Here is a 20,156-nt window from a genome sequence, read left to right on the forward strand (position 1 = left end):
TCACCAAACTATCGCAATTCTTCTTACAACTATCGTTCAAAACTAAGACGTTATGGTGAAAATTAATGCGCAAGATATCGCGATGAAAAATAAGGTCGGCCGAGGGTCTGTTGACTAAGTACCCTTCAGTAATAAAGCACAGCCGAATCGCTGAGCCTTGGTCTGGTTTTCCATGAACTGACACACCTGTTGACCACAGCCTGGAGCCACACTCTGTTTAATAACGCGATCCACTGAATAGGCAAGTGTGTCTATACCCATTTTCTCCTTTATCGCCCATGACAAAAAAGCCCAATGATGCTGAGATACGACGTCACTTCGGAGTGGCAAATGACGTTCCCATTATGCGTCATTCGCCAACGGAAGAAGAGATCGCGTCAAAGGGCTTTCTGGAAAAGATGTCGGAGTGTTTTGGCGTAAAAGGTTGGATGTGGAAGGATTGGAAAGGCCGGCTACTCGCCATTATCTTTCTTCCCCCTGCCGTCGCAGGGCCTTTCAATTACTGGTACCCCAAAATAGAGCTCGCTTACGAGTATTCAACCCCTTACATTCAGGCAGCGGGAGCCGCCGTCGACGCCTTTTCCTCAGAGTTCATTGCCTTCATCGACAACCCTTCACCTTTTGATAAACAGTGCCAAGATTCAGAGCGTGTGATTCTTTGCCCGCAACCCATCTATCAAGGGCCAAGTTATGCGGACGGTTTGGTCTACCACAACAACATTCGACTGTATAGAATCATCAGCACGCCTTACGCCGTCAATCCTTTGAGCTCCGGCTCGCACCTCTTTAATGGCCGATGGCACACCAAAGGGTCACACGTGCTTTATAGCGCGACAGACATGGTGCAGGCCGTTGGAGAATTAATGGCGTCAGTACCAGATAACCTTCAGGGCAGAGGCACTTTCAGCCTGATAGAAATGCAGGCAAGTGGGACCGCACTGTCAGTGTTGCCAGAGCGAAGCGCCGAGTTGTTTGCCAACCCTTCAGATATGGCAGCCACCCAGAACATTGGCGATGGTTGGTTTTCTAAACGAGAATCCTTAATGCTGTTTGTCCCCTCCCTCCTCCAGCCAGAAAAAATGAACGTCATACTCAACCAAAATCATCCAGATTTCGCCAATGTGGAAATCACAAATATTCGGCCGTTAATGGGATAAATTTTACGGTTGTAAGACAGTTTCGATAATGTTCAGGTCAATTCACAAATTCATTATTTAAAGTAATGATACTTCTACGTTATTTGATAAATTCCCATCATTAGAAATCGACTCTTCGGGTATCAAGTTTTAGGACAAAACAGCAGTATTACCCGCCATTTCAGGTCAGCTCTCGAAAGATAAGGATGTTAGTTTGGAAAAATGGCTTAGAAGATACCTTGGCGCCACATTAGTCGGCGGCGGCATGATTGCAATCGTGATATCTGGCGGGTATTTATTTTACCCCGACGTAGACACGGTATCTTACGCGCTTCTTGTCGCGGCAATGGCACTTTTCGCTTGGAGTTTCATTGCAGGGATCTTGATTCTGGAGGGGGGAACATCAAGGAACCTATACTACCAGGCCCTCGCATTGCAGCTTTTACAGATACCCATCATCTTTATCAGCGAGCTGTCATATCAATTTGCAACCGGATTTCGGCTTGAGTTTATGCTTTTCCCAGAAGACTCAAGTTTCAAATTTACATTTAACCTTGGCTCTATAAGCACGTTAAGCATTAATGAAGAGCCTTTAACGCCGATCTGGGGTGTCAACGTCGCGGCACTCATTACGTCCGTACTGATTTGGAAATGTTTTATCAATCCAAAGCAGGCATCAAACAGCGAAACTCAGGAATCGCCAGTCCAAAAATGATTTCGGCCTTTATTCCAACGACCAATGAAAGCACTCTGCCGAGTTGGTCGTTGGAAATCGCCCTCTGAAATATTGTCATTTCCTCTTTGGCGTGGCGTCTTTTTAATAGGTACCGACGAAAGTCTATCAGCCGAATTTAACCTTCCCCTCTCATCATCCAAATCCATCTTGAACCGTTTGCGACAGCGCGCTTCTATCGAACAGATTACCCCCAAGATTTCCCTAAAAGACCCTTCAACCTCTGCCGTAACCAGCCCCGTTTTCTAAGCCGAAAATGCTACTACTGCCCGGTTTTTCATTCTTAGCTCGTGTAAAGGTCAATCCTTAAATTTCTTTAAGCGTCTGTTTTAAAAAAGCTAATCGCCTATTTACTTCCAACACAAGTGTACGACCTTAGGATAGCGTCACGCGATTGAGACAGATAAGCCCCGCCGCCTCTTATTAACCTTCTCGTAACATTTAAGGTAAAGGGACAAGCACCACCGTCAGTTGAACTCAACCTACAAAACGGGAGAACTTACGAGATGAAAAGGCATATCGCGTTAACTATTGCCATTTACCTGGGACTTGCTTCACCGGCTGTTAATGCCACCACCGCAGAAGAGCTTGGCGCTATCGGGGCGTTTTGGATAACCGTGTTTACACCCAACTACACGCACACAACAAACGCTACGACCACACTGTATAAAACCCACCAACCGCCGTCGGTCAACCTCGCCCGAGAGGCGCTGCCCTATATGGAACTGTCTGAACATGTTTACCAATCCCACGGCGCGCCATCCGGCTGGCAATTGCGCGAAATCATCCAAGACCAAAGCATTGGTTTTCATTTGGCGGTGTATACACAGGCCGATAAAGCCGTCGTGGCATTGAGAGGCAGTGAACTCGGTAGCTCTGACTGGGTGAACGACGGCCTGTTATCAATTGGTTATGTGCCACCTCAATTTGAAACCGTGATTCGTGAATCAGCCTATCTCGCCAACAAGTACAGCGGCTATAACGTCAGTTTTACAGGGCATTCTTTGGGTGGAGGGTTAGCGACAGCAGCGGCTATCCGCACTGGAAAGCCGGCGATCGTCTTTGATGCCACAGGGGTCAACAAAGCGGTACTTCAAGAAATTAAAAACGCTATTTCCAACGACGGATACCCAAAAAGTCAATGGCGAGATAATGCCCGGGGCATCACCAACTACAACCTTGAAGGAGAATTTGTTTCAGACATGGATCTGCAGCAAGATGCCGATACCGCGGGTACGACGACTCAGCAATATGGCACCATTTTCTACCTCTCCTCTGGGCGCTTCTTGCCGCTCCCTATTGCTAAGAACCCCGTCACACTGCACTTCACCATCCCTTTAAAAGAAGAGCTGCAGTTTCTCGCTGAACCTTTCTACCGCCGTAACATCTTTGATCACAACAGTATCGACAACGATATCGATGGCGTGCGCTCGCTGTTTTATGTTGATTGGACGGATGATACGGCTGACGTGATTTTTTTCTTGATCAACTATGCCGGGAACTCTCTTGCAAGCCTGAATGCAGATATCTTTAGAGGGAAATAAACCTGTCGCCAGCGCCCTAAACCCAAGGCCAAGGGTCGCTGGCATCTTTGTTAAAAGCTGGATTGACTAGGATGAGCAGGATTGAACTGGTCAAGCTGACATCTGAGCTCCACCACGTTGCCCTCTGGGTCTTCAAGGTAGATGGAATTGCCGTAACCTTGCGCGCCATATCGGCTGGCAAAATCTTCGTGGGCAATTCCATGTGCGTCGAGGAGATCGAGAATGCTTTGTTCAGTTACCGCTTTAATCTGAAGACAGAAATGATCCACGTTGCGATCTGATTGTGTGGGAGCGCCGCCGCCCATCTTACCCAGTCTGCTGTCCGCCACCACAATATCGATGAGTGCATTACCCGCGCGCAATTGCGTTAAGCCGGTTTCCGGTGGGGTTTCACGTTCAACCGCGCAACCCAACACCTCAGTATAAAAGCGCAACATCTCTTCCAGTTTGGTGGTTCGCAAAACAATGTGGTCAATGGCCAACACTTGGATCATCGTACAGCTCCTTTCGATATTGAGTGATAGCTCATTAATGATAGGAAATCGCCCTTCCCTCACAACTTAGTCACACTATGATGCGATGCGGACTTCATATTCGCTGTGCTCGTTGCAGAGCTTGTAGCACGTCTTTTTGTCATCCTGCCAGATCGTAACGATTGGTAACGATATTCAGCTTTCCCCGGTCGCACTAGTACTTAAACCGACCAATAAGCCCATCAATAGTTCTGGAAATACCTTCCAATTTCTCAACCGAACTTTTCGAGCGTATTGCACACTCACCGGTTTTGTTTGCCATATCTGTAATCAGTAAAATACTGTCACTAATGGTTTGAGAGCTCATGGACTGCTGCTCTGCCGACAACGCGATTTCATTGTTCATCTCAGAAATGGTTTGCGTCTTATTGGTGATCTTAATCAGTACCTCATCAGCATCTGCAGCAGAGGTTATCAATTGGCTCGCTTTTTCAGAGCTGTTGGCCATCGCTTTAACAGAATTCGCAGAACCATCTTGAAGCCCTTCCACAATGGTGCGTATTTCCCCGGTTGATTGCTGTGTCAAACTGGCGAGCGTTCGCACTTCATCAGCGACAACGGCAAAACCGCGCCCTTGTGAACCCGCTCTCGCCGCTTCAATAGCTGCATTCAATGCAAGCAGGTTTGTTTGCTCGGCAATTCCGCTGATAACATCCATCACTTTGCCAACTTCATTGCTGTCTGTTTCAACTTTCTGGACGATGCTTGAAGCATTCTGAATATCCTCAGCAAGCATTTCTATGCTCCGGATTGTTCCAGAAATCACCTCTTTCCCGTTTATCACATCGTACTCAGCGTTTCTTGTTTCCGTCGACGCGTTTTCTGCGCTGACAGCGACTGCCTGAATACTCGCCGTCATCTCTGTTGCCGCTAAAGCGACACGTTGGTTTTCCTCTAATTGTTGCTCGCTCGCCTTCTGCGTTTCACTGACGGCCGTTGAAACCTTCACCAACTCGTTACGCAGTTGGGTTGTCGAATCGGAAATCTGACGGATCAAGCTGCCTTGCTTCTCAACGAAATGGTTGAATGTCTTTGCCAGCATGCCAATTTCATCATTGCTGCGGATATGGAGGCGAGCGGTCAAGTCGCCTTTTGCCAAATCATCCATTCGCTCGCAGATCATCTTGATGGGTCTCACCAATGAACGGCTATATAAAGCGGCAGAGATACAGGAAAAAGCGACGCAGAACAGAGCAATAGAGACAACCAAATTGCGCAATTGAATAGCCGGGGCACCAATGGCTTCAATTTCTGCCACAGCGATAATGCCCCAATCAAGAGCACCGTTCTGGCCATGTGCCCGCATGTCAGCCATGCCAGCCATCACTTCATGACCATACACGTCGTGATATATCACGAAGGCGTTGCTGCCATCTTCTTCAGTGGCATTGAGCACATCAGATTTTACGGCGAGATCGTTGAACGCCTCATACAAGGTCTGATCAGGATCATCAGAGGCGATAACTTCACTGTCATCATTCAAAAGATAAACAAATTTATCGCCGATCACGTTGTCATTAAACGTGGAAACAATCTGCTTGATCGGAGCCATACTGACTTCCACCAATAAAACAGATGTGACAATGGTATTGGAATCATCAGTAATGGGCGTGACCAGAAATACACTGGAACCATTCTGATAAGGCACAGAATCAGTTAAATAAACGTCACCCTGCTGAGCGTTTAATGCCGACTCGAACAAGGTAAAGACGGAAGGGTTAATATCACCCACATCCGAGCCAACGTTTTCTTGTTCGTTCGCCGTTGCTTTCACTTTTCCTCCGGGCGTAATCACCCATATATCACTTAAAAGCTTATTCGCATCAATCACTTCACTGAAATACTGTTGCACCGCCTCAGTATCATCTGATTCCAGCACATCAGCCTGCGACAAGACTTTGATATCGGCGATACGTTGGGTAAAGAAATCATCAATGCTCTCACCAACCATCACAGACTTTGTCATTAGATTCTTAGCAAGTAATTCTCTCAGTGAATCGACCGAACTATTCACACTGATTGCTGACACAATGAATAAAGGAATCGCTGAAATACAAAATACAATTAAAGTAAACTTTACACTGATTGAGGTTTTGCGTTTCATCCAACATTCCTTCTCAAAAATTCGCTATCAACGGCTATTCCTATCCTGAAATTTGGCGTTCAAATTGTTCTAAATCTTTCCAAAAACAGGCTGTCAGGAAACTGACCTTTTGAATCCCACCGTTGAAACTAGTCCACAGAAAAGAGAATGATCCGCACCGATTAGAAAATCAGGAGCAATATGCAACCAATTTACTTAACTTGACTCACATTAGAGCCACTTCTGTCAGATAGTTTTACGAAATATGACCACATTTGCGGTCATGGATACGTTGAACTAATTGGACAGCTACCAGTGTCTATGCACTAAAAAGAGAACGTTGTTCTCACTCCACCAGAGCGCGAGTTCACTCACCGTATTTCCTTTGCATTCATGAAATAAGACGAACTCCTCCTTTGCTCTCAGTTAACGTTAAGAAACTAATCAATGGCTTAGTGATGGGTAACAGGGAGAACAACGTTGACGAAAGAGAGCAAATGGGAACGCAACCAAATTTACGCTGAATGCAATCGAGGTATTAAACTGGCCTTAGAAGGTAAGTTCGAGAAGGCTGAACAAACATATCGCACTATCATTTCAGCATTGGAAACTAACCAACAAGCCTGCCCTCCCGATGTTTATCAGCAGTTAGCTTGTGCGCTTTCCGAGCAGAATAAAAACGAAGAAGCCCTCACCTTTCATCAACTGGCCTTCCAGAAGATGCAGGAAGCATCATCCAATGAACCGACGCTGAGAGTGGGCAGATTCTTCCTTACCGAGCAACTCAATAAAATGAAGCGCTATGAGGAAACACTGACCTATTTGGAAGGGATCTCCAAAGAGCCGTTACTGCTGTGCATTGAAGCCATGGCAAGACGTGAACTCGGGCAAACCGAAGCCGCCAATGTGATAGCGAAGGAAGCGCTCGCGCTATGCGAATCAGAACAACAAATTCAGGGGATATCGGCAAGGCTCCACAAAGCAGGCTTTCAGGTTTAACACGATGGCTCTGTGATTAACCCTTTCTAATCGGCTGCTCACCATCGGCCTACAAACTTTGCTAGAATGCTGCCCTTTCAGACTTCACCAGCAATACAAACTTGCACAGAGAGATGCATTTCATGACAGAACCACACGTAATCATTGGCCTTATTAATCCCAAAAGCCCTACCAATGTGGGAGGCGTGATGCGTGCAGCCGGATGCTATCAAGCAGACAGCGTCGTCTATACCGGTGAGCGATATGACCGCGCCGCAAGGTTCTATACCGACACGCAAGACGCGATGGAAAGTATTCCACTGACCAATGTCGACAGCGTGTTCGATAACCTGCCATCAGACATGAAAGTGGTGTGTGTAGAGCTGGCATTGGGCGCGACGCCGCTTCCTCAGTTTGAGCACCCAGAGAAAGCCATTTACGTTTTCGGCCCTGAAGATCACTCCCTGCATCAATCTATTGCTGACCGCGCTGATCATGTAGTTTATGTGCCAACAGTAGGCTGCATGAACCTCGCAGCAACAGTAAACGTGGTGTTGTATGACCGCTTAGCCAAGTCAGATACCACACAAGCCGGAGATGACTTGATTCGCCAAAGCCGCGATAGCCGAAACCGCCTCCAGGTGAAATCTTCCGCCGAAACGGTGTGAAGCACCCGCCCAGATACCAATAAGGCCGTCACATGACGGCCTTTCTTTTTAAAGCAAGTTTCAAGCAATACATCTACGTGTGGATTCAGCCAACAAAAGTTATATCCTTTAACAATCCCAAACGCTACTCATGCTCTTTATTGCTTATTTTCTCTTCATACCTCTCATTAAGTTTTCGATAAGCCATCGATAACGTCACTAGCCCAAAAATGAACACCAAGTAGCTGAGAACTCTGAACGGCCACACCGGTGGCTCAAGTACAGAGCTAATCATCATGAACAACATAAGAAGTAAGGGAACGGCTGATACAACCCCGAACATGTACCACGTTTTTTGTGACGTTTTATCCCAGGCCAAACTGAATGTTTCTGGCTGCCCACTGGCAATAGCGGGAAAGATAAGACTCAAACGACAAATAATCATTGCGAGCGTCAGTTCAAATAAAATCGTCAGAAAGCCAAGCCACGAAATGACAAAGAATGCACTATTCGCAAGAAGTAAAATGGCGAGATAATAGAGAATAAAACGCCGCTCAATCTTCTCTGCTTTTATTCTTCCCCATTTTGGTACGGAGTCATTTCCTAGCAAAACAAGGCGATGTACGTTAACTGCGATAATCGTGAGAAAAATACTCTTCACAATATTCTCAGCCAAGTTCAACCAACCTATTGTGAGTTCAGGTGGGATTGAATCAAAAGCCAAACCCACCAACACAGGCAGAAAGGTAATCTGAAAAAGTCGACTTTTATGGCTGACTGAAAACTCGAAAGCATCGGACAACGTTTCTCTAAACATTACTGCGTCCTCATTCCATTGCCTGAGCTTGCCTCTAAAACAAACAACAGCATCCTTACACCAAACTACCTCAACAACTCCCAAAACTATCGTTCAAAACTAAGAAGATATCGAGAAAGCGGGTTTGAGTGTTCTCTCGCCCAATTTGGACTCTGCTCTTCGTCCCTTCCTCATTCTAAGGGGAAAGCTAGGATGAGGTTTGGCTCTTATGCCATCACCTGCTTATGCTTTTTCTGGATCAATCTCTCAATATGCAACTTGTTGGTTTTATTGATAGATGTCGCAGCCAATTTACCAAACACTAGGTTAAAATTAAGTATGGATTTACATACATAGATGACATTATCATCTGGTCTTCTGATTTAGATAGATACCCACACACCGTTTTAATTGACCATCTGCCGGAACGCTACTTTGAGAAGCGTCACTCTTCGGTCATATCGCTTGTGCCTTAATTGAGCCTAGCTATTGTGTGGCCATTTAGATGATGATCAATCAATTTAAGCGTCATGTAGGAATAATATGGATAATGGACCTTTTGGCTCTCGTTGCGTTATCGAAGAAAAGATTTCAGACAGCACTGTAAGAGCCTACCTAGTAGGTTTTGACTTAAAAGACGATGGTTCCAGCCAATATCGATGGAAGGAGTTCGTCCAGAGAGTCTTGAGTGTCATTCATGAATTCTCTTTTGGTTACCACGAAGGTACTTCGACAAGTAATACTGAAACACTGGACAAAGTCGTTGAAGCTGCTAACGCCATATATAAAATTGACGAATTTCAGAAAGTCAAAGATATATACAATAACGGTGGGTTCATTGAAGATGATGTGGCTGATAAGTACCTTCGACGAGGTGAATTCGGAGAGTTAATTCTTCACTTACTGTTGAGAGATAACTTTGAAACAGTACCACTTCTGTCCAAAATATACTTCAAAGACTCTTTAGGCCACACTGTTCATGGTTTCGATAGTGTACATATTCAACCCGAAACCGAATCTCTTTGGCTGGGTGAGTCAAAGCTATACTTAGACCCGAAGAAAGGATTGACTGAATTAGTTAAAGATATTAAAGAACACATCAAGTTAGACTATTTGAATTCTGAGTTTTCTTTAATATCAAAAAAGATTATTCATTTCGAAGAGAACAATGAAATAAAAAAGTGGAAAACAGCACTTTCTAGCACCACAAAATTAAAAGACAAGTTAAAAAATATTAACATACCATTATTATGCACCTATAGTAGTGAGTTGTTTACCAAATATGATGATGAGGAGCTAGATGAATTCTTATCTGAATATAAAAATGAGATAATAAATCTTAAAGAATATTTCGACAAAAAGAACGATCATCCTCTTAAGGATAATATCAACATCATCCTTATTTTATTCCCAGTGAAATGCAAAATAGAGCTAGTGAAAAGGCTACACAATAAGCTTTCTATTATTCAAATGATTGGAGATTAGAATGTTAGATTTAATTAAAAAAATAAAGCAGACAAACGACTTCTCCTTCAGTGAAACCTTTAGCATCTATAATAATTGCTCAAGAATGATCATGAAAGATCAGAATGAAGGAATGAAAGTACTAATATATATACTTGAACAAAGGCGAAAATTCGATCATAGCCTAGACGAAATGTTAGCTGATATTGTTGAGTCTGTAGGATTTTACCCTTACCTAATAAAAGAGAAGCTTACTCTATCCTCAACAAATTCAAAAGTAAGACTAATAAGTAACACTTCAATTAAAATCCCAGGCAAAGTTTTCCATGATGAGCAAATGTACCTCTCTCGCTTGCTATCAACAGATAAGAACCTAGTTGTTAGTGCACCTACGAGTTTTGGAAAAAGTTTGTTGATAGAGGATATTATCGCATCTTTTGAATATCGCAACATAGTCATCATCCAACCAACACTTGCTTTACTTGATGAAACTAGAAGAAAGCTGAAACGATATCAAGATAACTATAAGTTGATACTCCGAACTTCACAAAACCCAGATCAAGATAAAGGGAATATTTTTCTATTTACTGCAGAGCGTGTAAATGAATATTCGATGTTCGAATCTGTAGACTTTTTAATTATTGATGAGTTCTACAAGTTAAGTTCGAGAAGGGATGACGAAAGATCCGACACACTAAATAATGCCTTTAGCTATTTACTAAAACGTTTTAATCCTAAATTCTATCTTCTAGGCCCTAATATTGAAGGAATTTCAGAGGGTTTTGAAGAAAAGTATAATGCAAAATTTTTTAAGACGGACTATAGCTTAGTGGCATGTGAAGAGCATAATATCTATGAGAACTATAAGAATAAGTTCGGAGAGAGAGGAGAAAAGAAAGCTATTAAAGAGCGAGTTCTTTTTGACTTACTTCTAAAAAAGAGAAATGAAAATACACTTATATATTGCTCATCTCCGTACCGCGCTAGATATCTGTCAAAGGCATATCTCGAATATCTAATCGAAAAGGGAGTTACTCATAGCGACGTAAACATAGATATTATTGAATGGATAGAGAGATATGTGTCTAAAGATTGGAGTTTAATTAAACTACTAAGAATGGGTATTGCTATACACGATGGTGCGCTCCAAAAACATATCACATCAACTATAATTGATTATTTTAACAATGGAACTATTAAACAGTTATTCTGTACAGCCACTATAATAGAGGGTGTAAACACAAGTGCAAAGAATGTAATATTCTTTGATAAGAAAAAAGGAGCAAATACATTTGTGGACCACTTCGATTACTCAAACATAAGGGGACGAGCTGGTCGAATGATGGAGCATTATGTAGGTAAAGTATATAACTTCAATCCAGTACCCACCTATGATGAAATTATAGTAGACATACCCTTCCATGAGCAAAACCCTATATCAAATGAAGTTCTGATAAACATCGAAGAAGATGAAGTAATAGATAAGAATTCTGAACAATACCAGTATATAAAATCACTACCAAAAAATGAAAGAGAGCTATTCTCAAATAACTCTCTTTATATAAAAGGACAAAAAGATCTTCTAGAGAAAATCAGAAGTGAAGTTCATAGCCATCATGAGTTGCTATGTTGGGACTCCACACCAACATATGACCAACTTTCATATTGCCTTGGACTTGCATGGGACTTCTTAACCAAGCCCGACACTGTCTATCGTCCAATGACCAAATCTCGACTTGTAAAAATAACATTTGACTATGGATGGAACAAAAACATAAACGAATTGGTCAGAAATACATATTCTTACATTCTAGAAAACCAAAATAAAAATAAATCAGACGCCGTAGATGATGCTATTAGAGATAGTTTTCAAATACTGAGGCATTGGTTCCAATACAAGATCCCTAAATGGCTGATTGTCGTGAACGAAATACAAAAATTCGTCTGCTTAGAAGAAGGTAAAAGACCGGGTAACTACTTATACTATGCTAGTTCGATCGAAAACGATTTTATACAAGAGAACTTGGCCATACTATCAGAATTTGGTGTTCCAAGATCTGCAATAGATAAAATAAAGGACAAAATCCCTGTCAATCTAAACCAAGATGAAGTTATTAAAGAGATAAGAACAAAAAAGTTATTTTTAATGGAAGACTTATTAGATTACGAACGAAAAAAGCTATCAGAAAACTTATAGAACTGAAAATACTGAAGTTATCCTATTATTTATAAACAGCAAAAGACCGCCTCCCGGCGGTCTTTTGTCTTACGGAACATTGCTTGCTTTAATCTTTACGGCTTAGCCGTTTCTCATGCTCTCGCATACGGTCTGAAACCAGTAATGCAGAAGATTCGTAGTCGCCACTTGTTGACTCCTCAGCTCTTCAATCACACTCATCGCTGGAAGTGCAATGTATTTGAAAGGGCTTTCATCTTAAAATTGAAATCCTCAAGATACTGATATTCATAGACTTTACTCCCTAATTTTGAGGACTTTACATTTCTCCTCTCATTCTCAAAACCCGTACTTTTTCATGCAAGCTAATCGATTATTATCCCGACTATTCATACAAATCGTATGGAGCAGTATTTGCACCGCATAGGGCCAAAAACTCTTATTCTACAAAGCGCTACGGCCCTATCAGCAGCAAAAGAATTTTAATAGACAAGGATTCGTCTATGCGTAAAGCAATACTTATCGGTTTGACTTGTGTCGTTTCTATGATGTTGGTTGGCTGTAACAGCACAACACGAATTCAGGAAAACACTGTCACCAACAAAGAGCACAAATTGGCACCGGGCATCACCCTACCCCTTCAGCAGAAGGTAGCGGTATATATGCCTTCATCTTTCCTTGCGACTGAGTTTGTCCTTAGCGGCAACATTCAAAAACCCGGTAGAGCGGTGACAGAGGCGACAGAGTCTCTCTTCAATAACTACTACTCCTCATTCTCATGGTTTGAGCCTGGTAAACAGGAACAAGCTTCCTTGGTTTTCAAAGTGCACCCGAAATGGGAAGTAGACGGTAACAAGATAGTGTCTGAGATGGCATTTACCGTTTTTGACCGCGACGGTAATGCTCTTTACAGCGATGTGATGACGGGAAAGAGCACTTTTAACCGCGACCAGTTGGACGCCGGTTTTTATAACGCTTCCTACAATTCTATGCTTGGTATGTTGGTTAACTTTACCAATAAGCACTCAGTAGAGATTCAGCAGCTTCGATCAGGCGATATCAGCCGCTTTGATCTTGAAAAGCTCATTGACGATAAGCCCAAGAGTACTGGTACCGGCTTCTTTGTGAATAAGGAAGGCGATATCGTGACGGCTGCCCACGTCATTAACCAATGTTTACTGGCGAAGGTCAAAGTGGATGACAACGAGTTTATCGTCTCGCCGAATGCTAAAAGCGATCTGTTAGACCTGGCTGTTATCTCAAGTAACACGCCCCGTCAGTATTACCTGAACCAAACCAGTGCGGAAAGCCTTCCTCTGGGCTCAAAAATCACCTTGGTGAGCTACCCACTCAATGGTCTGCTTGAAACGTCACCCAATATCACATTTGGTAATATCACTTCGGTGAAGGGCTTGGCGGGAAGCAAAGGTATTTTTCAATTCAGCGCGCCAATACAGCCTGGCTCTAGCGGCGGAGCGCTTGTATCAGAACAAGGTGAGGTGATGGGAGTGACGACAAGCACATTGAACATTGCTTCACTGGTTAAACGAGGCGTGATTCCTCAAAACGTTAACTTTGCTACTTCCCCTCAAATCCTTAAAAAGTTTCTGAAGAAGAACAACATTCCTTTCTCAACACGCAAGAATTCAACACTCTCTCCGACTGAGCTTGCGCTTAAATCTTCTGCGCCAATTGCGTGTTATCAATAAGGGCTGGTTATGAAAGCATTACTTTATTTTCTATTCTTCTTACTGCCGTTTTCAGCTTTCTCAGCGTCACATGCGGTTGTGTTGCCACCAGCAAATCACATTAACGTTATTGATGACTTCGTTGAAGACGAGTTAGACAAAGACAGTTTTTATCAGCATTTAGATAAAGATGTTCCCGGCACACCTATCAGGTTCGTGACTTACGTAGAAAGGGTACGAACGTCCGGAGGCTTTGCAGCTGAAACGACTTCGGGCCTTTTGGCTGCAAGTACCTTGGGTCTTGTTCCTATCGTTAGGAACAAAGATTTTAAAGTGGTGTTTCGCGTTATCGTAAACGGTAAAGTTATCACCGAGTATGAGTATGTAAAAAACGTGACTGATGCTACTTCGCTTTACACTTTAAAAGATACTGAGCTGTCTGATGATCTTAAAGTCTGGGTTTCAGACGTTTTAAAACAAACCACCCAAAAGCTAAAGCGTGATAAAGCCCTGTTGGATTTGATTGCTGAATACAAATATTACTACGGTGATTACTGACAGACCCGTTTTACTGCTCTATGCAGATATACACAAAGACCGCCTCCCGGCGGTCTTTTTTCATATGAAGCATAGATAATTAAAATGTTATTCCGAATACCTTTATCTTTTCTTCATAAGAAATCACATGAATAAATATTCCGCATTTTGTCGGCGTTTAATTAGTAGGATAATAATAGTCTTCATTGGCTACATCGAGTTCAGGTAAGTGGTTAGGCATAGTAGTTAGCTCATCTTTCATCCTAACGAATCTTAACCCTGTTTCATATAAACGCAATTCGGTTTGTTGCCCTTGAAGGTCATAGTAATACCATAAACCGGTACGTTCACCATATTCAAAACTTCCCTTTCGGCGTAGGTTTCCATTATCATAATAGTATAACCACTCACCCTCATAACGCTCACCAGTAATAGCGATTTCACTACTTATACCATATATATCTTCTACATAACCAAACTGACTTACAAACTTACCGCTTGATTCTAAATTACCACTTTCATAATAGCTTGAAAAATCATCAATGAAGTGGTTATGACTATAATTAGCCTTAATGTAAACGGCGCCACTCTCATAGAAAAATGTTACAGGGCCTTCCCTATAACCGCTCAAATAATTACCTTCTTCTGAAACTTTTCCATTTTCATGGTAAATAGTAAATTTTCCATCGCATTTGTCATTTTTCATAGTGCAATGGAAGAACACCTTACCACTGGGATAATACTTTTGATAATCCCCTTGGCGAAAGTCTCGCTGATAATTTGATGTTGAATGCTTTATACCTTCTTTGAAAGTGAGCCAGGCCCCTTGTTTCATTCCGTTTTCAAAAGTGCCTTTTTTCTCAATTCGCCCATGGGAATCAAAATATTCCCAGCCCCCGACTTTCATATCTTGGTAGTACTGCCCTCGTTCTTTAGGCTGCCCATTCATATGAAAAGAACTGTATTTTACTCGTTGTTCTTTTAAGTGATCAGCCCTTTCTACCAGCGCCCCTTCTTCATAAGCTTCCCAAACACCTATCTTAACATTCCCCTGATAACTTCCTTTTTCAATAACTCTTCCTTCAGTGTCGTAAGAAGTCCACTCACCTTCCTTTGACCCTTTATCAAAATAGAGTTTATCGGCTAATTTTCCGTTACTATGGAAATATAAGTATTCACCATCTAGTTCTCCATTAACATAACTTGCTTTAACTTTAATTGCTTGAGTCTGATACTCTTCAACTTTCATTTCAGTATTTTGTTTAAAGTCTGCCCCTTCAACACAATAAAATTCATAATAATCGCCCGTCAGTTGTTCATCTTTGGTAAAGTGTTTTAATGAAGAAATACTGCCTGATTTACAGTATTTCTTTTCACTAATACTCTTATCATCATACCATTGTTTTACAAAATATATTGCTTCTGAATCGGGGCTTAAGTACTCAACCCAAAGTCCCACGCGCTCTCCATTCAGATAAGATCCATGCATTCTCAACTGGCCATTATTCCAGTAATACTCCCACTCCCCATCCTTTTCGTTATTTAAATAATTTCCTTTTTCCGCAATAACCTCATCCCAGTAATAACGTACATACGGTCCGTCTGGCTCTGGATGTGGCGGTACATACGTATATTTCGTTGATTGGTTATAGACGCTAAGTCCAACAACGACAGATAATGAAATAGCACCAACTAATGACCATTTTATTATTTCTTTTCTTTCCATGGAATCATCCTTAAAATCCTAAACCAACGACCATGCCATACATTTTTCTATGATTAATTTGGCATGTATCGTATAGTTTACTAGAGTGAAATCAATGAAAAAACCCTTAATCAATATATACATATCGCATAAATAAGATATCACTATGAATAATCATTGGCACAAGAAAAATGGTATTCTGGATTTTGGAAAGCGGTAAAGCTAAAACGTGATAAAGCCCTGTTGGATTTGATTGCTGAATACAAATATTACTACGGCGATTACTGATAGACCCGTTTTACTGCTCTATGCAGATATACACAAAAACCGCCTCACGGCGGTCTTTTGTCTTACGGAACATTGCTTGCTTTTAATCTATACGGCTTAGCCGTTTTCACGCATGGCGCGGAGCATCCAGGCGGTTTTCTCATGCTCTCGCATACGGTCTGAAACCAGTGATGCAGAAGATTCGTCGTCAGCGTCTTGGGCTACTTTCAACACGCTTCTTGCAGTACGAACGACTTGCTCGTGACCTTTGGTGAGAATATCCACCATCTCGTCTGCGCTTGGTACACCTTCCACTTCTTCAATCGCGCTCAGTTCTGCAAACGCTTTGTAAGTGCCCGGTGCTGCAACGCCAAGGGTACGAATGCGCTCTGCAATTTCATCTACCGCCAGTGCCAGCGCGTTGTAATGCTCTTCAAACAGCAGGTGCAGCTCACGGAATTGTTTACCCGTAACATTCCAGTGGAAGTTGTGTGTTTGCAGGTACAGGGTGTATGAATCCGCCAATAGGCGTTTTAGCCCTTCTGCAATTTCAATTCTGTCTTGTTTTTGAATGCCGATATTGATGCTTGTCATAACCCTTCCCCACTTGTCTTTTTGCTTCAAAAAATAGGCTTTAGCGTTTGCCGCTTTGCCTTAATGTCTATGGGGATATCTTATGACGGGAGGAGCGATAGGTATAATCGTTGATGTTTATAGATTCAATTCGTTATACCTATCGCTAACAGTGGGTTTTAGCCGTTACGGTAGCACGGCGGGAATTGGCAGCCAGTTTCAGTGAATACACCGCCTGAGTTCTATATGTGCCTATACTCGCTAGCCCTATCAGGATAGGAAACCATTCGTTTCCAGCCAGTCACGGGTGACCTCATCACGGGATAGTCCTTCCCGGCAAACCTTATAATCAAGCGCCGCGATGACATCATTTGAGAAGCGGAGCGCGTCGAGCTTTCTGATTTGCGCTTCGGTAAATAAGCTTTGTTTATCTTCTCTGAGCAACAGCACAGCCCTGTCTACAATTCCCAATAAACCTTTAGGTTCCTTAATTTCGCGAATAGCATAACGGTAGTGTAAAAATTGTGGCTTCCATAGCGGCACAACTACCCATTCTTTCTTTGCGACTGCATTTTCAAAAGCGCTAAAACAGTCTTCTTCAGTACCTGTCAAAAACGTATAGCCTGCGTCATTCAAGCCGTAATCTTTCATCATTTGGATTGAAAAACGAGTGATACCTGCGCCGGCATTGATACCTTGGATTGTCGAATTCATTTTCTCCGCGACCTCAGGTTTGATGAGGTCTGCCACTTCCGACACGGCTCCCTCGGGTACATAGTCCGGCACGCCCCAAAGCGCGTAAGGTTCGTAATGCAGTCCCAGCTCAATGAGAGGTTCTACTGTTTCGACATCCGCTTTATAGATGCCGTGGCTGGAGGGCAACCATGCGGAAGACAGCATATCAACTTCACCAGTCTTAAGTTTCTCGAAGTTTTCCTGATGCGGAGAAAACACACGTTTAACGTCAAAGCCCATGCTCATCAATACATTAGCTACCAAGGAGGACGTCGTGTGGTGAAAAGACAGATCGGTTACACCCATCGTGATTGTTCTAGCCATTTTTTCGTTCCTTTTTGAGTGTCTGGGCCAGACTACGTCGAATCAGGCAGCTCAAAAACAGCGCCGTCATTGAAAGATTTTCTTTTTCTCTTTGAGAATGGCCGCGCTTTTCTCACGCAATAGCCACTGAAAGCAGTGAAGTGTGGTCGAGATTATTATCAATGTATATTTGACAATAATTAAATGATTACCCTGTTTTTAGACGGTCGATTGGGAACTAGCATGTGTCCATCGCACATTCATTCAAACAGGACGAAGTATTATGAAACATCTCAAGACGCTGCTTGCATTAAGCACTGCAATGGTTTTAAGCACGGCAACCGCAGCAACAGGCGACATAGAGGTAGTAGCCAAGTTGGATGGAACCCGTCCTGGCAACCCAACAGTGACACCTGAAGGGCGTATCATCCTTTCAATGCAACCACTGGATGCCCCGGAGTTTCGTGTTGTTGAGCTAATGGCAAACGGCGAACTAAAGCCTTTCCCCACTGTTGATTGGGCTGATGGTCCTGAAAAGGGAGAGGTGGGTCTGACGTCGGTTATCGGGGTCGACACAACTGCCGACGGTGTGGTTTACATACTTGATATGGGCAGCCAAACAACACCAGCACAGATCGTGGCATGGGACAGCGTAAACCATTCGCTGGTTAAGACCATAGAGATCGATAAAAGCGCATTGGTCGGGAACTCTTTCCTTCAAGATTTCGCTCTGGATACAAAACGCAACAAGATGTACATCGCTGACACCACGCTCGGAAATCTTGTGGGCGAATCAAAATCAGCGTTTGTCGTTGTGGATTTGGAAACGGGTAAAGCACGCCGAGTGTTGGAATCTCAGGCTGAGTTGATGTCACCTGAACACTCTGTTGTTATCAACGGTTCTGTCATGGGAACGCAACGTGAAGATGGAAGTAAAGAACCGCTTTTTCTTGGCTTAAATCCAATTACGATTGATGCGCAAAATGAGTGGGTGTATTTCGGTACAGTGAACGGCGACAAGGTTTATCGCATTGCAGCAGATGTATTGGCCGATGAGGAAGCATCCACTTCCAAACAAGCCGAAAGCATTGAATTTTTCAGTGACAAGAAACCCAGTGACGGCATGATCATCGGTGCTGATGGCAATATCTATGTCGGTGATATTGAGAACAACGCCGTCGCGATTTCAAACCAAGATGGCTACCGAATCCTCGCACAAGATAAAAAACTACTCGACTGGGCTGATGGCTTCTCCATCGACAAGAAGAATGGCTACCTTTATGTCACGCAAAACCAACTGCGCCTTCACCCAGCTTTAAATGAAGGTGAAGAAGGTGGCACCAAGCCATACCACATCCTTCGCATTAAGCTCCCTAACTGATTGGCTATACAGGGAGTGGGTAATTAAACACAAACGGCACTGTTATCAGTGCCGTTTTTTGTGTCGGATCTGGTCGCCTTGTGGCGGCCATTTTCTATTTCGTTTGCAGGAACGCTTAGCTTTGACGATATCGCGACGGGAATTGGTGGCCGATGTCGGTAAATACACCGTCGACGCCCCAGTTAAAGAGCTGGTTGGCGCGCATCAAGCTGTTTACTGTGTACACATTCACTTCTAATCCAAGGTCTTTGAATTCTTCGACTTTGGCTTTGGTCAGCCCTTCGTTCGCAACGTGGATAGTGTCGGATTTGCAAGCCTGCATGATGCTGAGCCAGTCTTCCGGCATCTCTTTGTCAAACAGGCAAGCGACGGGCACGTCTGGGCAGCGGCGTTTGAATTCTGCCAATACCAGTGGGTTGAAGCAGGAAATCAGTACGTTGGCTTCTTTGTTGAGGTTTTTCAGGCCTTCAATCACGCCACTGATAAGCTTCTCGGTGTTTTCCCAGCTGTTGGTACAGGCTTTGATTTCTACGTTGGCGTTGAGCTTGAGAATGTTCATCAGAGTGATGAACTGATCAAAGGTTGGCAGTTTTTCACCGATAAACTCGTCGCCAAACCAGCTTCCGGCATCAATGTCTTCCAGATCTTCGCGGGTGAAATCGTAAAGACTGCCTGAATGGTCTGTGCAGCGGTCGAGAGTATCGTCATGGCAAAGCACAATGGTGCCATCTGCGAGGATATCGACGTCACACTCGACCCATTTCAAGCCGTGCTCGGCGCAAAGTGAAAAAGCAGCCAGTGTATTTTCAGGGGCTATGGCTGACATCCCCCTGTGGGCGTATAGGGTTTTCATTGTCGTTTTCTGTTTTTATTGAGT

The 20,156-nt window shown here is 43.2% G+C and carries 18 protein-coding genes; 10 read left to right on the forward strand and 8 right to left on the reverse strand.

Annotated elements, in window-relative coordinates:
• Nucleotides 1–114: 114 nt before the first annotated feature.
• A complete protein-coding gene (locus GCE9029_RS26505) occupies nt 115–261 on the reverse strand; it encodes a hypothetical protein (RefSeq protein WP_197475328.1) in 147 nt (48 codons plus the stop codon).
• 17 nt (nt 262–278) lie between these two features.
• Between GCE9029_RS26505 and GCE9029_RS07060 the strand changes: the two genes are divergently transcribed.
• The 3 genes from GCE9029_RS07060 (at nt 279) to GCE9029_RS26315 (ending at nt 3,413) form a co-directional block, all read left to right on the forward strand.
• On the forward strand, nt 279–1,157 hold the full coding sequence (locus tag GCE9029_RS07060) for an RES family NAD+ phosphorylase (RefSeq protein WP_062662113.1): 879 nt from the start codon (nt 279–281) through the stop codon (nt 1,155–1,157).
• Nucleotides 1,158–1,350: 193 nt separating this feature from the next.
• Nucleotides 1,351–1,851 (forward strand): hypothetical protein, encoded by a 501-nt coding sequence (locus GCE9029_RS07065; RefSeq protein WP_062662115.1) that lies wholly within the window; start codon nt 1,351–1,353, stop codon nt 1,849–1,851.
• 524 nt (nt 1,852–2,375) lie between these two features.
• On the forward strand, nt 2,376–3,413 hold the full coding sequence (locus GCE9029_RS26315) for a Tle-like phospholipase domain-containing protein (RefSeq protein WP_157487781.1): 1,038 nt from the start codon (nt 2,376–2,378) through the stop codon (nt 3,411–3,413).
• Nucleotides 3,414–3,463: 50 nt separating this feature from the next.
• Here the strand turns inward: GCE9029_RS26315 and GCE9029_RS07075 are convergent, their stop codons facing one another.
• Entirely contained in the window at nt 3,464–3,907 is a 444-nt protein-coding gene (locus tag GCE9029_RS07075) for a VOC family protein (RefSeq protein WP_062662117.1), read from the reverse strand.
• Between the two features lie 193 nt (nt 3,908–4,100).
• Entirely contained in the window at nt 4,101–6,050 is a 1,950-nt protein-coding gene (locus tag GCE9029_RS07080) for a methyl-accepting chemotaxis protein (protein ID WP_062662119.1), read from the reverse strand.
• A 459-nt stretch (nt 6,051–6,509) separates the two neighbouring features.
• Here GCE9029_RS07080 and GCE9029_RS07085 point away from each other — a divergent pair, with 459 nt between their 5' ends.
• Together GCE9029_RS07085 and GCE9029_RS07090 are read left to right on the forward strand one after the other, a co-directional pair.
• Nucleotides 6,510–7,028 (forward strand): hypothetical protein, encoded by a 519-nt coding sequence (locus tag GCE9029_RS07085; RefSeq protein ID WP_062662121.1) that lies wholly within the window; start codon nt 6,510–6,512, stop codon nt 7,026–7,028.
• Nucleotides 7,029–7,150: 122 nt separating this feature from the next.
• Nucleotides 7,151–7,675: an RNA methyltransferase gene (locus GCE9029_RS07090; RefSeq protein ID WP_062662123.1), complete on the forward strand. Its 525-nt coding sequence runs from the start codon at nt 7,151–7,153 to the stop codon at nt 7,673–7,675.
• 124 nt (nt 7,676–7,799) lie between these two features.
• On the opposite strand, the gene GCE9029_RS07095 is transcribed toward GCE9029_RS07090, so the two are convergent.
• Nucleotides 7,800–8,471: a hypothetical protein gene (locus GCE9029_RS07095; protein WP_062662125.1), complete on the reverse strand. Its 672-nt coding sequence runs from the start codon at nt 8,469–8,471 to the stop codon at nt 7,800–7,802.
• 522 nt (nt 8,472–8,993) lie between these two features.
• On the opposite strand from GCE9029_RS07095, the gene GCE9029_RS07100 reads away from it, so the two are divergent.
• The 4 genes from GCE9029_RS07100 (at nt 8,994) to GCE9029_RS07115 (ending at nt 14,336) form a co-directional block, all read left to right on the forward strand.
• Nucleotides 8,994–9,935: a HamA C-terminal domain-containing protein gene (locus GCE9029_RS07100; RefSeq protein WP_062662127.1), complete on the forward strand. Its 942-nt coding sequence runs from the start codon at nt 8,994–8,996 to the stop codon at nt 9,933–9,935.
• A 1-nt stretch (nt 9,936) separates the two neighbouring features.
• Entirely contained in the window at nt 9,937–12,111 is a 2,175-nt protein-coding gene (locus tag GCE9029_RS07105; protein WP_062662129.1) for a DEAD/DEAH box helicase, read from the forward strand.
• Between the two features lie 482 nt (nt 12,112–12,593).
• On the forward strand, nt 12,594–13,799 hold the full coding sequence (locus GCE9029_RS07110) for a S1 family peptidase (protein WP_062662130.1): 1,206 nt from the start codon (nt 12,594–12,596) through the stop codon (nt 13,797–13,799).
• Nucleotides 13,800–13,808: 9 nt separating this feature from the next.
• On the forward strand, nt 13,809–14,336 hold the full coding sequence (locus GCE9029_RS07115) for a hypothetical protein (RefSeq protein ID WP_062662131.1): 528 nt from the start codon (nt 13,809–13,811) through the stop codon (nt 14,334–14,336).
• Nucleotides 14,337–14,493: 157 nt separating this feature from the next.
• Here the strand turns inward: GCE9029_RS07115 and GCE9029_RS07120 are convergent, their stop codons facing one another.
• From GCE9029_RS07120 to GCE9029_RS07130, 3 genes are all read right to left on the reverse strand, one after another.
• Complete coding sequence (locus tag GCE9029_RS07120) at nt 14,494–16,041, reverse strand: toxin-antitoxin system YwqK family antitoxin (RefSeq protein WP_062662132.1); 1,548 nt, start codon at nt 16,039–16,041, stop codon at nt 14,494–14,496.
• Between the two features lie 363 nt (nt 16,042–16,404).
• Nucleotides 16,405–16,881: a Dps family protein gene (locus GCE9029_RS07125; RefSeq protein ID WP_062662134.1), complete on the reverse strand. Its 477-nt coding sequence runs from the start codon at nt 16,879–16,881 to the stop codon at nt 16,405–16,407.
• A gap of 249 nt (nt 16,882–17,130) precedes the next feature.
• The gene (locus GCE9029_RS07130; RefSeq protein WP_062663155.1) at nt 17,131–17,901 is read right to left on the reverse strand and encodes a glycine betaine ABC transporter substrate-binding protein; all 771 of its coding nucleotides are present in this window, start codon (nt 17,899–17,901) and stop codon (nt 17,131–17,133) included.
• A 280-nt stretch (nt 17,902–18,181) separates the two neighbouring features.
• Between GCE9029_RS07130 and GCE9029_RS07135 the strand changes: the two genes are divergently transcribed.
• Nucleotides 18,182–19,279, forward strand: coding sequence for an L-dopachrome tautomerase-related protein (locus GCE9029_RS07135; protein ID WP_063856848.1), 1,098 nt, complete (start codon nt 18,182–18,184; stop codon nt 19,277–19,279).
• 115 nt (nt 19,280–19,394) lie between these two features.
• Here the strand turns inward: GCE9029_RS07135 and GCE9029_RS07140 are convergent, their stop codons facing one another.
• Entirely contained in the window at nt 19,395–20,132 is a 738-nt protein-coding gene (locus GCE9029_RS07140; RefSeq protein ID WP_062662135.1) for a glycerophosphoryl diester phosphodiesterase, read from the reverse strand.
• Nucleotides 20,133–20,156: the final 24 nt, after the last annotated feature.

This window comes from Grimontia celer, from assembly GCF_900055185.1.
Taxonomy (GTDB): domain Bacteria; phylum Pseudomonadota; class Gammaproteobacteria; order Enterobacterales; family Vibrionaceae; genus Enterovibrio; species Enterovibrio celer.

Coding starts and splice junctions, on each gene's coding strand:
- GCE9029_RS07110 (WP_062662130.1), top strand. CDS start 12,594: ATGCGTAAAGCAATACTTATCGGTTTGACTTGTGTCGTTTCTATGATG.
- GCE9029_RS07140 (WP_062662135.1), bottom strand. CDS start 20,132: ATGAAAACCCTATACGCCCACAGGGGGATGTCAGCCATAGCCCCTGAA.
- GCE9029_RS07115 (WP_062662131.1), top strand. CDS start 13,809: ATGAAAGCATTACTTTATTTTCTATTCTTCTTACTGCCGTTTTCAGCT.
- GCE9029_RS07125 (WP_062662134.1), bottom strand. CDS start 16,881: ATGACAAGCATCAATATCGGCATTCAAAAACAAGACAGAATTGAAATT.
- GCE9029_RS07135 (WP_063856848.1), top strand. CDS start 18,182: ATGAAACATCTCAAGACGCTGCTTGCATTAAGCACTGCAATGGTTTTA.
- GCE9029_RS26315 (WP_157487781.1), top strand. CDS start 2,376: ATGAAAAGGCATATCGCGTTAACTATTGCCATTTACCTGGGACTTGCT.
- GCE9029_RS07105 (WP_062662129.1), top strand. CDS start 9,937: ATGTTAGATTTAATTAAAAAAATAAAGCAGACAAACGACTTCTCCTTC.
- GCE9029_RS07075 (WP_062662117.1), bottom strand. CDS start 3,907: ATGATCCAAGTGTTGGCCATTGACCACATTGTTTTGCGAACCACCAAA.
- GCE9029_RS07090 (WP_062662123.1), top strand. CDS start 7,151: ATGACAGAACCACACGTAATCATTGGCCTTATTAATCCCAAAAGCCCT.
- GCE9029_RS07120 (WP_062662132.1), bottom strand. CDS start 16,041: ATGGAAAGAAAAGAAATAATAAAATGGTCATTAGTTGGTGCTATTTCA.
- GCE9029_RS07080 (WP_062662119.1), bottom strand. CDS start 6,050: ATGAAACGCAAAACCTCAATCAGTGTAAAGTTTACTTTAATTGTATTT.
- GCE9029_RS07130 (WP_062663155.1), bottom strand. CDS start 17,901: ATGGGTGTAACCGATCTGTCTTTTCACCACACGACGTCCTCCTTGGTA.
- GCE9029_RS07060 (WP_062662113.1), top strand. CDS start 279: ATGACAAAAAAGCCCAATGATGCTGAGATACGACGTCACTTCGGAGTG.
- GCE9029_RS07095 (WP_062662125.1), bottom strand. CDS start 8,471: ATGTTTAGAGAAACGTTGTCCGATGCTTTCGAGTTTTCAGTCAGCCAT.
- GCE9029_RS26505 (WP_197475328.1), bottom strand. CDS start 261: ATGGGTATAGACACACTTGCCTATTCAGTGGATCGCGTTATTAAACAG.
- GCE9029_RS07100 (WP_062662127.1), top strand. CDS start 8,994: ATGGATAATGGACCTTTTGGCTCTCGTTGCGTTATCGAAGAAAAGATT.